Origin of the sequence: Nocardioides kongjuensis (assembly GCF_013409625.1) — a bacterium.
Lineage (GTDB): Bacteria > Actinomycetota > Actinomycetes > Propionibacteriales > Nocardioidaceae > Nocardioides > Nocardioides kongjuensis.
The window spans coordinates 2291370-2304543 of the sequence record NZ_JACCBF010000001.1; the positions used below are offsets into that span (position 1 = coordinate 2291370).

The window sequence follows — 13174 nt, forward strand, 5'->3', positions numbered from 1 at the left end:
GACCGACGCTCCTACCGGTGGCCTACTGCCAGACCCACCATGGAGCGAGTATGCGCGCCTCGCCGTCCCCGCAACAGCGGTTGGGGGCCGGAGTACCCAATCCTTGTCCGTGGGCGGGGCCTGGGTGCTCAGCCCGGGCGGACGGTGCGGATCAGCTTCTTGTTGACGAACTCCTCGATGCCGTACCGCCCCAGCTCCCTGCCGAAGCCGGAGCGCTTGACCCCGCCGAAGGGCAGCTCGACCCCGTCGGCGTTGACCCCGTTGACGAACACCATGCCGACGTCGAGGCGGTCCGCGACGCGCGCCGCCTGCTCGGGGTCGGGCGTGAACACGTAGGACCCCAGTCCGTACGGCGTGTCGTTGGCCATCGCGACCGCCTCGTCCTCCGAGCCGGCGCGCAGCACCATGGCCACCGGCCCGAAGAGCTCCTCCCGGAGGACGGGGTTGTCCGGCGTGACCCCGACGAGCACACCGGCCGGGACGAACGCACGGTCCCACTCCCCCGCCCCCGGGACCAGGGTGGCGCCGGCGGCGACGGCCCGGTCGACCTGGTCGCTCAGGGTGGCGGCCGCCGTCTGCGAGGCCAGGGGGGCGGCCAGGTCGAGCTCGGCCAACCGGCGCGCGAACCGGTCGACGAAGTCGTCGTAGAGATGCTCGAGGACGATGAACCGCTTGCCGGCGTTGCAGGCCTGACCGGTGTTGTAGGTGCGGGCGTCGACGGCGGCCTCGACGGTGGCGTCGAGGTCGTCGGCGCCCAGCACGAGGAACGGGTCGGAGCCGCCGAGCTCGAGGACGACCTTCTTGAGGTTGCGCCCGGCGATCTCGGCGACGGCCGCGCCCGCGCGCTCGGAGCCGGTCAGCGAGACGCCCTGGACGCGCGGGTCGGCGATGACGTCGGCGACCTGCTCGTCGGTGGCGTAGATGTTGACGTAGGCGCCCTCGGGCAGGCCGGCGTCGACGAAGATCTGCTCCTGCAGCGCGGCCGAGCCCGGGCACTGCGGCGCGTGCTTGAGCAGGATCGTGTTCCCTGCTGCGAGGTTGGGCGCGGCGAACCTGGCCACCTGGTAGACGGGGAAGTTCCACGGCATGATCCCGAGCAGGACACCCACGGGCGCCCGGCGTACGACGGCGGTCCCGGTGCCGCCGAGCAGCGCGATCGGCTCGTCGGCCAGGAACTGAGCTGCATGCTCGGCGTAGTACCTGTAGATCAGCGCGCTGAACCCGACCTCGCCGATCGCCTGCTCCTCGGGCTTGCCCATCTCCCGCACGATCGCGCCGGCGAGCTCGCCGGCGCGCTCCTCGTGGAGCTGCGCGACCCTCAGCAGCAGGCTCGCCCGGTCGGCCACCGACGACGTCCTCCCCCAGGAGCCGAACGCCTCGTCGGCGGCGGACACGGCTGCGGCCACCTCGGTGTCGGTGGCCGTCGGGTACGACGCGACGAGTTCTCCGGTACGGGGGTCCTGCACGGCGTAGGTGGTCATGGCCGGTTCCTCTTCTCGGGGGTCGTGGGCTGGTGGTCGCGCCGCTCGACGCAGGCCGTGACGAAGGCGCCGAAGAGGCGCCGGCGGTCGTCGGCGGGGCCGTCGTCGTCCTCGGGATGCCACTGCACGCCGAGGACCCATCGGTCCGGGTCCTCGATGGCCTCCACCACCCCGTCCAGGGCACGAGCGGCGACGACGAGGTCACGGCCGACCCGGTCCACGGCCTGGTGGTGGCCCGATCTGGCGACGACCTGCTCCGCACCGAGGATGGCGCGCAGCCGGGTGCCCTCCTCGATCCCGATCTTCTCGTCGAGGAACATCGGCTCGCCCGGACCGCCGCGGTGGAGCGCGTGGTCCTCGATGTCGGGGACGATCGTGCCGCCGCGGTGCACGTTGACCAGCTGGGAGCCGCGGCAGATGCCGAGCACGGGAAGCGCGGCGTCCTCGGCGACGCCGATCATCCGCAGGGCGTCGCGGTCGGCCCGCACGTCGACGCCGTAGGAGTTCGGGACGTCGAGGTCCGCCGAGCCGTAGCAGCTGGGGTCGACGTCGCCTCCCCCCAGCAGCAGTAGGCCGTCGTGGCCCGCGATGGAGTCGGGGTCGGCCAGCGGCGCCGAGGTGTCGAAGAGCTCGAACGCAGCGCCCTGCGCGTGCAGCGACTCCAGGCACACGCGGGTGAATCTGCGCACCAGGGCGGCGGTCTCCTCCCCCAGGTCCGGGAAGTTGAGGGAGACCACGACCCCGACCCGTGCGACGGGCCGGGCGGGCGGAGGTCCTGCCGGCAGGACCTCCGCGAGGCGGACGACGCTGCTCATCGTTCCCGCCTCCTCTTGTCGGCGCGCTCCACCAGGTCGGCGAACAGCGCCGCGTCCGTGGCCGAGCTCGCGTGCAGGTCCTCCGGGTGCCACTGGACCGCGATCACGTCGGCCCGCGCGTGCTCCAGCGCCTCGACCACCCCATCCGCGGCGCTCGCCGTGGGGACCAGGTCGGTGCCGAGCACGTCGACGGCCTGGTGGTGGTACGACGAGACGCCGACCCGGTCCGTGCCCAGGACGGCCCGCAGCCGGGAGTGGTGCTCGATCCTGACCTCGTGCACACCGTCGCGGTGGTCGACGCCGGTCTCGGGCAGGTGCTGGTGCAGGGTCCCGCCCAGGGCGACGTTGAGCACCTGCATCCCCCGGCACACGGCGAGGGTCGGGATCGCCGCGGCGACGACCGCACGGGCCACTGCGAGGTCGAGGTCGTCCTGGAGGTCGACGACGCCCGTCACCTCGGGTGCCGGGCTCTGCCCGTAGCGGGCCGGACCGAGGTCGGCCCCGCCCGGCAGGAGGACGCCGTCGAAGCGGGCCAGCCGTTCCGGGAGCCCGGCGGTGGGATCCGCCGCGGGACCGTGCACCACGACCGGCTCGCCACCGCCCGCGAACACCGCCTCGCAGACCGCCTCGGCCGCGAGGGTCGCGCCGAAGCGCAGGATCGGCACCGACGCGCAACGCTGGCCGATCACCGCCACGAGCGGGCGCATCAGTCGACGTCCTCGGCGAAGGGGTAGGCCAGCGTGGGCAGCCACTCCTCCCAGGCCTTGCGGTGCCGGCCGTCGGCGATCACGCGGGCCAGCGCGGTATCCAGGGCGTCGCGGACGTCGGGGCGGTGCTTCGCGACTCCGAGGGCCCAGCGGTTGCCCGTCGGCACGGTGAACGCGACCTCGAAGCGGGGGTCGCCCTCGCCGAGCGGGACGAACACGACGTCGTCGTCGACCACCGCCTCGACGGCGCCGGCCTCGAGGGCGGCCAGCATGTCGCCGTACACGTCACCGGAGCCGCCGTCGCCGAAGGCGACCGGCTGCGCACCGGCGAAGGTCCGGGCGAGCGCCATGTTGGTGCTGCCGTCGATCGCGGCGACCTTGCGTCCGGCCAGGTCGGCGACCGAGGTGATCCCCGAGCCCCGGCGGACGAGGACGCTCTCGTGGAAGACGGCGTAGGGGCGGGTGAAGTCGACCTGCTGGAGCCGGTCCTCCGTCACGCCCTGCCCGCACAGGATCGCGTCCGCGGTCCCCGCCTGCACGGCGGGGATCATCTCCGGCCACGATGTCTGCACCCAGCCGAACGGCCGTCCGAGCTCCTCGGCGAGGAGCGCGGCGACCGCCGGCTCGAAGCCACGGCGCCCGCCCTCGGCCGCGAGGGGGGTGAACAGCGGCGGCGCGTCCGCGTCGATGCACGCCAGCCGCAGCACGTCGGCAGCGGCGCTCACGGGGCGTCGTCCCAGTAGGTCGAGCGCTCCCAGTCCGTGACGGCGCCGCAGAACCGCGCCCACTCGTCGGCGTGGAAGTCGACGAGCAGCTGCGAGAGGTCCTCGCCCAGCGCCGAGGTCAGCACCTCGTCGTCCTGGAAGGCGACGATGGCCTCGCCGAGCGTCATCGGGAGCCGCGGGAAGCGTGCATCCTGCGGGGTGTCGTACGACGACCCGACCGTCGGCGCACCCGGGTCGATGGCGTTCTTCAACCCGTCCTCGCAGGCGGCGATCATGACGGCGTGCGAGAGGTACGGGTTGACCGCGGCGTCCGGCAGCTTGTACTCGAGCCGGCCGTTGGCCGAGAGCCGCACCGTGCAGGTCTTGTTGTCGAGCCCCCAGTCGATGCGCGACGGCGCGAACTGCCCGGCGTCCCAGTAGCGCTTGTAGGAGTTGACCGTCGAGCCGTTGACCAGCATCGCACCGGCGGAGTGGGTGAGCAGGCCGCCGAGGGCGTGCCGGCCCTCCTCCGAGAGGTGGAGCTCGGTGCGACCGGCCTCCTCGAGGACGTTGACGCCGTCGCGCCACAGGCTGAAGTTGTGGTGACACCCGTTGCCCATCATCCCGGTGGCGGGCTTGGGCATGAAGCTGGCCTCGATGCCGAGCTCGCGGGCGACCTGCTTGCAGATCTGGCGGTAGGTGACGAGGCGGTCCGCGGTGAGGTTCGCGTGGTCGTACATGAAGTTGAGCTCGACCTGGTACTCGTCCTCGTAGTCACCCTCGATCATGTCCAGGCCCAGGGCCTGGGCGTAGTCGATCACCCTGGTGACGATCGGGCGGTTCCGCTCGAGGTGCTCGATGTGGTAGGCCGGGCTCGAGTCCGGACGGAAGCGACCCTCGAGGCCCTCGCCCTTCCAGGTCATCTCCGGCTCGCAGCCGGTCCGCATCTCCAGCCCGGTGCGCTCGGTGAACTCGCCGTGCACGCGACGGAGCAGGCCGCGGCTGTCGCAGGCGTACGCCGCGCCGGCGCCCTCCGCCAGGTGGTCGGGCTCGTAGAGCCGGCAGAACACCCGGGCGTAGGTGGTGTCCCACGGCAGGACCGCGAACGTCTCGAGGTCGGGGATCGCGGTGTACTCGGCCGCGTTGACGCCGCCGCCGAGCAGGACCCCGCCCCGCGTGGTCTGCAGGTTGGCGACGGCGGTCCGGTGCTGCTGCACGCCCTTGACCGCCGCCCGCTCGAAGTGGTTGGCCGGCATCACCTTGCCGACCACGCGTCCGGTGATCGTGACGGCCTGGTAGTAGACGTACTTGACGCCGCGCTCGGCGATGGTCGACAGGGCGGCCGCGAGGTGGGGGCTCGACGCGTTCTGCTCTCGGTGCAGGTCGAGTGCGCTCGTGCTCATGGGCATTCCTTGGTGAGTGGACCGGTCGCTCAGGCGGCCGGGACGGGGTGGGAGAACTGCTCGCGCAGCTCGCGCTGGCGAGCCGGGCCGAGGTTGACGGCGAGGGTGCCGACAGGACGGCCCTCGCGGTGGTAGGTGACGAGGAGGCCGTCGAGGAGCCGCTCGGGGTCGCCCTCGGCGACGACGACCTCGTCGGCCAGCGCCGGTGAGCCCAGGCTCTGCAGGCGCAGGCCGAGCTGGTCGCTCCAGAACGACGGGACTGGACGGAACTCATCGGTGACCGGCCGGCCGGCGAGGTCGGCGACCAGGGTGGCGGCGGCGACCCTGGCCGTGTCGGTCGGGATCGACCAGTGCTCGACCCGGCGTGGCACGTCGTCGAAGACCGGGTTGGGGAAGCGGGCGACGTCGCCCACGGCGACGACCCGCTCGGCTCCGACCACCCGCATCCGGTTGTCCGTCAGCACGCCGTCGGCGAGGTCCAGGCCGTTCTCGGCCAGCCACTCGGTGTTGCACAGCGAGCCGACCGCCTCGACGACGACGTCGGCCGGCAGCACGCGGCCCGAGCCGAGGACGACGCCCTCGACCCGCTCCCCGCCGAGGTAGCCGGTGATCCCGGTGCCGAGGACGAAGCGGATGCCGGCGGCCTCCAGGTGCCGCTGGATCGCGGTCGACGCCACGGCGCCGATCACCCGCTCCATCGGCGTCCCGACGGGTTCGACGACCGTCACGTCGTGGCCGAGCGTGCGCAGGGTGGCCGCTGACTCGCAGCCGATGAATCCCGCGCCCACCACGACCACGCGCTGCCCGGGCCGGCGTCCGAGGTCGGCGCGGAGCGCGTGGCTGTCCTCGACCGTGCGCAGGACGTGCCGGCCCGCCGTGGGGCCGGGGACGTCGAGACGGCGGGGTCGCAGCCCGGTCGCGACGACCAACCCTTCGTAGGGCGTCGCGGCACCGGATCCGGTCCACACGACGCCTGCGCGCAGGTCGGAGGCGACGACCGGGTCGCCGAGCCTGAAGTCGACGTCCGCCGTGCTCGCCCGGCGCCGGAACGCGAGGCGCTCGGCCAGCTCGGCCGGCGGTAGGTGGTCGCCCGACGCGAGCACCTCCTTCGACAGCGGCGGGCGGTTGTAGGGCAGGTGCGGCTCGGCGCCCAGGACCGTGATCGAGCCGGTGTGGCCGGCGACGCGCAGCTGCTCGGCGGCGCGCAGGCCACCGAGCGAGCCGCCGACCACGACGACGCGCGGGGTGCTCATGGTCGGCTCAGTCCGCGATCAGGATGGCCTGGACGGGGCACACGTCCGCCGCCTCCTCGACGTACTCGAGCAGCTCGTCGCTCGGCGTGCCGTCGTACTCGAGGTGGCCCTCCTCGTTGATCCGGAAGACCTCGGGCGCGGCGATCGCGCACTGGCCGTGGTCCTGGCACATCGTCATGTCGACGGTGACCTTCATGGTGACTCCTCGGGTGGTCGTTGGGTGGGGTCAGGAACCGGGCGTGAACCCGATGGGCAGGCTCGTCGGGCCGGTGTTGCCGGAGTCGGGGAGCCACGCGTCGCCGGGCAGCAACCGGATGTCGCGCATCCGGCGGGCGAGCAGCGGGAGGGCCTCGCTCATGTCCGATCGGGCCACGAAGTGCCCCAGGCAGTGGTGGGCTCCGCCGCCGAAGCCGAAGTGGGGCTTGCGCTCCGCGGTGATGTCGAAGCCCTCCGCGAACACGCGCGGGTCGGTGCCGGCGGACTCGCTGTAGAGGTGGACCGTGGTCCCGGTCGTGAGCTGGACGCCCTCGAACTCGAAGTCCTCGAGCACCTCGCGGGTCACCCAGCGCACCGTCGGGTTCACCCGCATGACCTCCTCGACCGCGGCCCGGCCGAGGTCGGGGCGCTCGGCGAGCAGGCGCCACTGGTCGAGGTGGCGGCTGAATGTCTGCATCGCGAGGCCGAGCTGGTTGCGCGTGGTGTCGAAGCCGCCGAAGATCAGCAGCACCATGGCGTCACGCAGCTCGGTGTCGCTGAGCCGGCCGTCCTCCTCGCGCGAGGCGTTGACGAGGGCCGTCACGAAGTCGTCACGGGGGTGGGCGCGACGGTCCGCGATGAGCTCGTCGGAGTAGGCGTAGAGCCGCTCGAGCGCCGCCTCGATCTGCGGGAGGTCCTCCTTGAGGGTCACGCCCATCGCGAGCCCGATGGTCACCGACTCGCGGGCGATCACGGGCCACTCCTCCTCGGGCAGGCCGAGCATGATCGCGATGACGCGCGCGGCGTAGGGCTCGGCGAACTCGCTGACGAACTCGCACCGGTCCCTCGCCGCGAAGCCGTCGATCAGCTCGGTGGCGAGCGCCTGGAAGCGCGGCACCAGAGCGCCGATCAGCTTGGGCGAGAAGGCCGGGTTCATCAGGCGGCGCAGCCGGTGGTGCTCGGCGCCCTCCTTGTTGAGGATCCAGCTGGCCCACCACTGCGCGAAGGGCCCGTCGACGACGCCGTTGTGCGCCGGCCACGCCACGCTGCCCTGGCGCAGCCTGGGGTGCTTGATGAGGCGGCTCATCTCGTCGTAGCGGAGCACGGCGATGCCGTACGGCGTGGTCGCGTACCAGCTGGCCTCGCGGGCGGCGTGCACCTGCGGGGAGGTGATCGAGAAGGCGGGGTCGGCGACGTCGAGGACGGGCGCGACGACCGGGCTGGTGGCCTGCATGGGGCAACCTCCGAAGCAGAGTGGTCAACGTGTGAGGTCAAACACTCTAAAACTGGAGGTTTATCTGTCAAGCCCTTCAGCCCACGTTCTTCGCGCCCTCCTCCGCAACCACGAGACCGAGGACCCAGCCCATGCCCGGCAGCAGGGGCTCCACGGCGGCGTAGACGATCCCGCCCTCGGCACGCCCCACCTCGGGCGCCGCGGCGAGCCGGGTGCCCAGGACCCAGCGCGGGCTGTTGGCCGCGATCACCCGGCGCTCGGCATTGACGATCACAGCCTCGAACGGCTCCTTGCGCAGCACGTCGACCAGGCGCCGCTCGAGCTCGCCGAAGAGCAGGTCGGCGCCGGTGACGCCCACGAAGCGACCGTCCACCAGCACGGGGACCGCGGTGGTCACGATGTAGAGCTCCGAGCCGGAGTAGTCGACGTAGGGCCCCATGGCGACCCGGGCGCGCCCCGCCGCGGGCTGCTGGAACCACTCCATCTCGACGTAGTCGTAGACGTCGATGCTGGAGCGGTCGAAGTTGAGCCGCAGGCGCGTGGTGCGCCCGTCGTTGCGCTGCCACCACATCATCGCGCGCTCCTGGCCCGCGATCACCAGAGGCGCCGGGACGAAGCCCATGCCGACCAGGGCGTCGTCCTCGACGATCGAGGCCACGATGCGCTCCTGCACCGGGGCGAGGTCGGACTCGGTCCACTCGCCGGGGGGCGCCGGCGTCGCCGCGACCGTGGCCGCGACGCGCTCGATGCGCTCGTAGACGGGCAGCAGGATGGCGCAGAGTGCGGCGGCGACCCGCGGCGCCTCCTCAGCGGCAGTGGTCTCGCTCATGCCTCGGTTCCTTCGTCGATGAGCCGCAGGTGGGCCGCGGTCAGCAGCCGGAGCACGCCGGCGACGTGCTGCTCCGCGAGGCGCCGCGCCTCGGCGCCGTCCTCGGCGAGCACCGCGGCGGCGATCGCGTGGTGCTCCTCCACGTGCGCGGTCACGTCCACGCCGGCCTCGGGCAGGAGCCACAGCATCCCCGACACCTCGGCCTGCAGGCCGACCTCGCGGCGCGTGAGGCGCGAGGACTGCGACGCGACCGCCACCTCGATGTGGAAGCGGCAGTCGGCGCGGACCCGGTCGCCGGGCGTCATGGCGCTGCCGAGCTGCTCGGTGAGCGCGAACAGGCGCCGGGCGTTGGACGCCGACGCGCGTTCGGCCGCCAGGCGGGCGGCCTGCCCAGCCACACCCTGGTGCTCGTCGACGAGGTCCCGCAGCCCGGAGATCGTCATGGCGACCAGGCGCTGGCGCACCGGCCCCACGGGCGGCGACGACGGCCGGCGCACGAACGACCCGCCACTGCGGCCGCGCTTGGTCTCGACCAGGCCCTCGGCACGCAGCGCCGCCAGCGCGTCGCGCATCGTCATCGGGGCGACGCCGAACTGCGCCGCGAGCTCCACCTCCGACGGGAGCCGCTCGCCGTCTCCGAGCAGGCCGAGGTGGATCGCCTCGCTGATGCGCTGCACGACCTCGTCGGCGCGACCGCCGACAGCACTCGGCGAGATCAAGGGGGTCAACCCGGACACCGGCACACCTCCTTCTCGACGCTCGGCCCGACGGCGCTCATGTTAGGTGCAGGCGATGGTGCGCGGATCGATCCGGCGTACCCCTTGACGTTAATCCAACAAAATCGTAGGTTTTCGCGCAACTGTTACCCGGGTCACACCCGGCCACACGAACGGGAATGCGGATGACGAGCTCGACCAGTCCCGTCGGCGAGGCCGACGGTTTCTACCAGTTCCACGACCACGACGACGCGGCCCACCTGCACGCGCTGGGCTACGAGTCGGAGTTCAAGCGCGACATGAGCCCCTGGGCGAACTTCTCGCTCGGCTTCACCTACCTCTCGCCGGTCGTCGGCGTCTACACCCTCTTCGCCTACGCCCTCGCGACCGGGGGGCCACCGATGATCTGGAGCTTCGTGATCGTCGGCCTCGGCCAGCTGATGGTCGCCCTCGTCTTCAGCGAGGTCGTGGCCCAGTACCCCGTCGCCGGTGGCGTCTATCCCTGGGCGCGGCGGCTGTGGGGCAGGAGGTATGCCTGGATGACGGGTTGGGTCTACCTGATCGCCCTGCTCGTCACCATCGCCTCGGTCGTCTACGGCGCCGGCCCCTACATCGCCGCGGCGTTCGGCTTCGAGGCCACCGTCGACAACGTCATCGTGTGCGCCCTCGTGCTGCTCGCGCTCGCCACCGCCATCAACTTCATGGGCACCAAGGTGCTCGCGATGGCCGCCCTCATCGGCTTCACCGCGGAGATCATCGGCGCCCTGGTCGTCGGCGGCTGGCTGCTCATCGCCCACCGCGAGCACGGCCTCGGCGCGCTCTTCGACTCCTTCGGGGCCGGCGACGGCGGCAGCTACCTGCCGGCCTTCGCGGCGGCCGCCCTGATCGGCGTCTACCAGTACTACGGCTTCGAGGCCTGCGGCGACGTGGCCGAGGAGGTCCCCGACCCCGGCCGCCTCATCCCCAAGGCGATGCGTCGCACCATCTACATCGGCGGAGCAGCGGCCACCTTCGTGTGCCTGGCACTCGTGCTCTCGGTCACCGACATCGGTGCGGTGATCGCGGGCGAGGACACCGACCCGGTGAGCACCCTGCTCAACGACGCGTTCGGCACCACCGGCGCCCGCGTCGTGCTGCTCGTGGTCCTGCTGTCCTTCCTCTCCTGCGCCATGAGCCTGCAAGCGGCCGCCAGCCGGCTCGCCTACTCCTACGGCCGCGACGGCATGATCATGGGCAGCTCGCTGCTCAAGAGGTTCTCGCCGACGCGCCACGTGCCGCCGTACGCCCTCGTCGTCGCGGCGGTCGTCCCCGCGCTGATCGTGGTCGGCTCCAAGGTCTCCACCGACGCCATCACCAAGATCATCAGCTTCGCCGCGCTGGGCATCTACATCGGCTTCCAGATGGTCGTCCTCGCGGCGTTGCGCGCCCGGCTCAAGGGCTGGGTGCCGAGCGGCAAGTACACCCTGGGACGGTGGGGCCTGCCCGTCAACGTCGCCGCCCTGGTCTACGGCATCGTCGCGATGGTCAACATGGCCTGGCCGCGCACGCCCGACGTCTCGTGGTACGACAACTGGATCGTGGCACTCTCCGGGGTCGTCGTGATCGCCGTCGGCCTCGTCTACATGGCCGTCCACCCCCTCCACGACCGCAGCACCGCGCCCTACGACGACGCCATCCCGAAGAAGGGGACGGCCGGCCGGTAGCACGGCCGCCCCCGCGCTCAGCCCCGTCGCGCCCTGCGCCGGCTCCCGTTGACCCGGTCGTTGAACCTGTCGACGGCCCAGATCGTCCGGAGCCCGGCACGGCCCATCATGATCGGCCGTGGGAACCGCGGCTCGTCGTGCCACAGGGTCCGCAGGTCCTCGGGCAGCTCGTCGTCGACGATCGCGTCGGCGACGAGCGTCCCGACGTACGGCGCCTGCGCCAGGCCGTGGCCGTTGCACGCGATCGAGTAGTGGACGTTGTCGCCGACCCGGCCCGCGACCGGCAGCCACGACGAGGTGATCGCGATCCACCCGCCCCAGGCCCGGTCGAGCGCCACGTCGGCGAGCGAGGGGAACCGGAGGGCGAAGGCGCCGGCCAGCTCCTCGACCAGGGCTCGGTCCGGCACCTTCTCCGGCAGCGGGTACGACGTGCCGCGCTCGAGCCGGCGCACCCCGAACACGATGGTGTTGCGCGGGGTGAGCCGGTAGTTCTCCATGATCGCGTGCTGGGTGACCAGGCCCATCCCGCTGGTCCACCCGAGGGCGGCGATCCGCACGGGGTCGATCGGCTCGGTCTCGACCTCGACCACGTAGATCGGCACCGACAGGTTCCGCGGGGTGATGTCCCACTCGCCGGCGAACGCGTTGGTGGCCAGCACGACATGGTCGGCACGGACCCGGCCGTGCGGGGTCGTGACGACGACCTGCTCGCCGTCGCGGACCACGTCGGTGACCTTCGTCTGCTCGAAGACCCGGGCGGCGGAGTCGAGCAGGACCCGGCGCATGCCGAGGCTGAACCTGCCCGGGTTCATCCGTCCGCCGATGACCTCGCGCATGCCTCCGACGAAGCCACGCGGGATCCCGAGCTCCGCAGCCGTCCCGACCTCGACGTGACCACCGGCGCGGGTGACGATCCTCGCGACCCGGCGCACCCGGCCCATCTGCCCGCGCGACACCGCGGCGAACGCGTTGCCGGTCGGCTCGTACTCGCAGTCGATGTCGTGCTTCGCGATGAAGTCCTCGACGTGGTGGGCGGCGTGCTCGGCGAGCCGCATCATGCCGGGCATCTTCTTGCGGGACAGCAGGTTCAGCAGCTGCAGGTCTCCGCCCGGAGCGCCGGCCAGCTGACCGGCGTTGCGCGAGCTGGACCCGTGGCCGCAGAACTCGGCCTCGAGCAGGACGACGTCCTGACCGCGCTCCGTGAGCCGCAGCGCGGTCGACATCCCGTTGATGCCGCCGCCGATCACGGCCACCCGGCAGTCGATGTCCTCGTCCAGCGCGGGCCGTGGGTCGGTGGGCGGATCCACCCAGCCGGTGAAGGAGGTGTACTCGACGTGGTCGGTGTTCATGCCCGGACCGCCCTGCTGCGCTCGTGGGCCGGCGCGGCACCGCGCGCCACGTCGTGGTCGTGCAGGGCGCGGTAGCCGAAGTAGTACGTGAGCAGCTGCAGGCCCCAGACGGTCAGCGCGAACGTGTAGAAGAGCGGGCGGTCCTCGATCGGGTCGACCGAGTCGGGCAGCGGGAAGAAGTCGTAGGTCAGCGCGACGACCGTCGCCGCGAGGCTGACCGCGAGGGTCGCGACCGCCGTCCGGGTCGCTCCGATGTCCCGCAGCCGCTTGGCCAAGTAGACCAGGAAGAGCAGCGTCAACAGGTTCCCCACCAGGAAGAAGGTGGCCGGCCCCTGGTGCAGCACGAACTCACCGTTGGCGTCCACGTGCTCGCGGTACTTCGGCTGCGACAGGTAGAGCCCGCAGCCGATCGCCAGGACGAAGATGCCCACCTCGACCGCCAGGCTCGCCTTGTAGCGGTGCGTCACGGCCATCAGCCCGACCACCAGCAGCAGCGTGATGCCGATCGACCGCGAGAAGGCGTCGAAGAAGAAGGCGACGGCGTACTGGGGGCTCGCCATGCCCGCCTCGGGATCGTCGGTGAAGCGCAGCGCCCAGACCAGGAAGTTCAGCCCGGAGGTCGCCACGATGAACCACTCGATGCCGATCAGGTAGTTGCGGTAGTGCTTGATGAAGCGCCAGCCCGCCCAGTAGCCGGCCACGATCATGACCAGGTCGGCGACCAGGAAGGTCAGGCCGTAGATCTCTTCCTTCATTTCGGTTTCCTTCGGGTGAGTCGGATGGGT

13 protein-coding genes are annotated in these 13174 nt (G+C 71.9%); 1 reads left to right on the forward strand and 12 read right to left on the reverse strand.

The genetic code is table 11. The features are described from left to right. Positions 1-128 precede the first annotated feature (128 nt). The 10 genes from BJ958_RS10980 to BJ958_RS11025 all read right to left on the reverse strand — a co-directional run bounded on the left by BJ958_RS10980 (position 129) and on the right by BJ958_RS11025 (position 9358). Complete coding sequence (locus BJ958_RS10980) at positions 129-1481, reverse strand: NAD-dependent succinate-semialdehyde dehydrogenase (RefSeq protein WP_179726870.1); 1353 nt, start codon at positions 1479-1481, stop codon at positions 129-131. After that, positions 1478-2296, reverse strand: a complete 819-nt coding sequence (locus BJ958_RS10985; RefSeq protein ID WP_179726871.1) for a gamma-glutamyl-gamma-aminobutyrate hydrolase family protein — start codon at positions 2294-2296, stop codon at positions 1478-1480. The genes BJ958_RS10980 and BJ958_RS10985 overlap by 4 nt, the downstream gene beginning before the upstream one ends. Continuing rightward, the gene (locus BJ958_RS10990) at positions 2293-3003 is read right to left on the reverse strand and encodes a gamma-glutamyl-gamma-aminobutyrate hydrolase family protein (RefSeq protein WP_179726872.1); all 711 of its coding nucleotides are present in this window, start codon (positions 3001-3003) and stop codon (positions 2293-2295) included. The genes BJ958_RS10985 and BJ958_RS10990 overlap by 4 nt, the downstream gene beginning before the upstream one ends. Then, complete coding sequence (locus BJ958_RS10995) at positions 3003-3728, reverse strand: transporter substrate-binding domain-containing protein (RefSeq protein WP_179726873.1); 726 nt, start codon at positions 3726-3728, stop codon at positions 3003-3005. The genes BJ958_RS10990 and BJ958_RS10995 overlap by 1 nt, the downstream gene beginning before the upstream one ends. Further along, entirely contained in the window at positions 3725-5110 is a 1386-nt protein-coding gene (locus BJ958_RS11000) for a glutamine synthetase family protein (protein ID WP_179726874.1), read from the reverse strand. The genes BJ958_RS10995 and BJ958_RS11000 overlap by 4 nt, the downstream gene beginning before the upstream one ends. A 29-nt stretch (positions 5111-5139) precedes the next feature. Beyond that, entirely contained in the window at positions 5140-6363 is a 1224-nt protein-coding gene (locus BJ958_RS11005; RefSeq protein ID WP_179726875.1) for an NAD(P)/FAD-dependent oxidoreductase, read from the reverse strand. A gap of 7 nt (positions 6364-6370) precedes the next feature. After that, positions 6371-6559, reverse strand: coding sequence for a ferredoxin (locus BJ958_RS11010; protein ID WP_179726876.1), 189 nt, complete (start codon positions 6557-6559; stop codon positions 6371-6373). A gap of 30 nt (positions 6560-6589) precedes the next feature. After that, complete coding sequence (locus BJ958_RS11015; RefSeq protein WP_179726877.1) at positions 6590-7792, reverse strand: cytochrome P450; 1203 nt, start codon at positions 7790-7792, stop codon at positions 6590-6592. Between the two features lie 76 nt (positions 7793-7868). Continuing rightward, positions 7869-8621 carry a cache domain-containing protein gene (locus tag BJ958_RS11020; protein ID WP_179726878.1) on the reverse strand — a complete coding sequence of 251 codons (753 nt, stop codon included), beginning with the start codon at positions 8619-8621 and terminating at the stop codon, positions 7869-7871. Next, entirely contained in the window at positions 8618-9358 is a 741-nt protein-coding gene (locus tag BJ958_RS11025; RefSeq protein ID WP_179726879.1) for a GntR family transcriptional regulator, read from the reverse strand. The genes BJ958_RS11020 and BJ958_RS11025 overlap by 4 nt, the downstream gene beginning before the upstream one ends. Positions 9359-9522: 164 nt before the next feature. On the opposite strand from BJ958_RS11025, the gene BJ958_RS11030 reads away from it, so the two are divergent. Then, positions 9523-11040 carry an APC family permease gene (locus tag BJ958_RS11030; protein WP_179726880.1) on the forward strand — a complete coding sequence of 506 codons (1518 nt, stop codon included), beginning with the start codon at positions 9523-9525 and terminating at the stop codon, positions 11038-11040. A 17-nt stretch (positions 11041-11057) separates the two neighbouring features. On the opposite strand, the gene BJ958_RS11035 is transcribed toward BJ958_RS11030, so the two are convergent. Together BJ958_RS11035 and BJ958_RS11040 are read right to left on the reverse strand one after the other, a co-directional pair. Beyond that, on the reverse strand, positions 11058-12389 hold the full coding sequence (locus BJ958_RS11035; RefSeq protein WP_179726881.1) for an NAD(P)/FAD-dependent oxidoreductase: 1332 nt from the start codon (positions 12387-12389) through the stop codon (positions 11058-11060). After that, complete coding sequence (locus BJ958_RS11040; RefSeq protein WP_218865698.1) at positions 12386-13144, reverse strand: hypothetical protein; 759 nt, start codon at positions 13142-13144, stop codon at positions 12386-12388. The genes BJ958_RS11035 and BJ958_RS11040 overlap by 4 nt, the downstream gene beginning before the upstream one ends. Between the last annotated feature and the right edge of the window lie 30 nt (positions 13145-13174).

What these genes read in the sequence shown, in the direction of transcription:
- BJ958_RS10980 (WP_179726870.1), bottom strand. Translation starts at nt 1,481, where the DNA reads ATGACCACCTACGCCGTGCAGGACCCCCGTACCGGAGAACTCGTCGCG.
- BJ958_RS10985 (WP_179726871.1), bottom strand. Translation starts at nt 2,296, where the DNA reads ATGAGCAGCGTCGTCCGCCTCGCGGAGGTCCTGCCGGCAGGACCTCCG.
- BJ958_RS10990 (WP_179726872.1), bottom strand. Translation starts at nt 3,003, where the DNA reads ATGCGCCCGCTCGTGGCGGTGATCGGCCAGCGTTGCGCGTCGGTGCCG.
- BJ958_RS11000 (WP_179726874.1), bottom strand. Translation starts at nt 5,110, where the DNA reads ATGAGCACGAGCGCACTCGACCTGCACCGAGAGCAGAACGCGTCGAGC.
- BJ958_RS11005 (WP_179726875.1), bottom strand. Translation starts at nt 6,363, where the DNA reads ATGAGCACCCCGCGCGTCGTCGTGGTCGGCGGCTCGCTCGGTGGCCTG.
- BJ958_RS11010 (WP_179726876.1), bottom strand. Translation starts at nt 6,559, where the DNA reads ATGAAGGTCACCGTCGACATGACGATGTGCCAGGACCACGGCCAGTGC.
- BJ958_RS11015 (WP_179726877.1), bottom strand. Translation starts at nt 7,792, where the DNA reads ATGCAGGCCACCAGCCCGGTCGTCGCGCCCGTCCTCGACGTCGCCGAC.
- BJ958_RS11020 (WP_179726878.1), bottom strand. Translation starts at nt 8,621, where the DNA reads ATGAGCGAGACCACTGCCGCTGAGGAGGCGCCGCGGGTCGCCGCCGCA.
- BJ958_RS11030 (WP_179726880.1), top strand. Translation starts at nt 9,523, where the DNA reads ATGACGAGCTCGACCAGTCCCGTCGGCGAGGCCGACGGTTTCTACCAG.
- BJ958_RS11035 (WP_179726881.1), bottom strand. Translation starts at nt 12,389, where the DNA reads ATGAACACCGACCACGTCGAGTACACCTCCTTCACCGGCTGGGTGGAT.
- BJ958_RS11040 (WP_218865698.1), bottom strand. Translation starts at nt 13,144, where the DNA reads ATGAAGGAAGAGATCTACGGCCTGACCTTCCTGGTCGCCGACCTGGTC.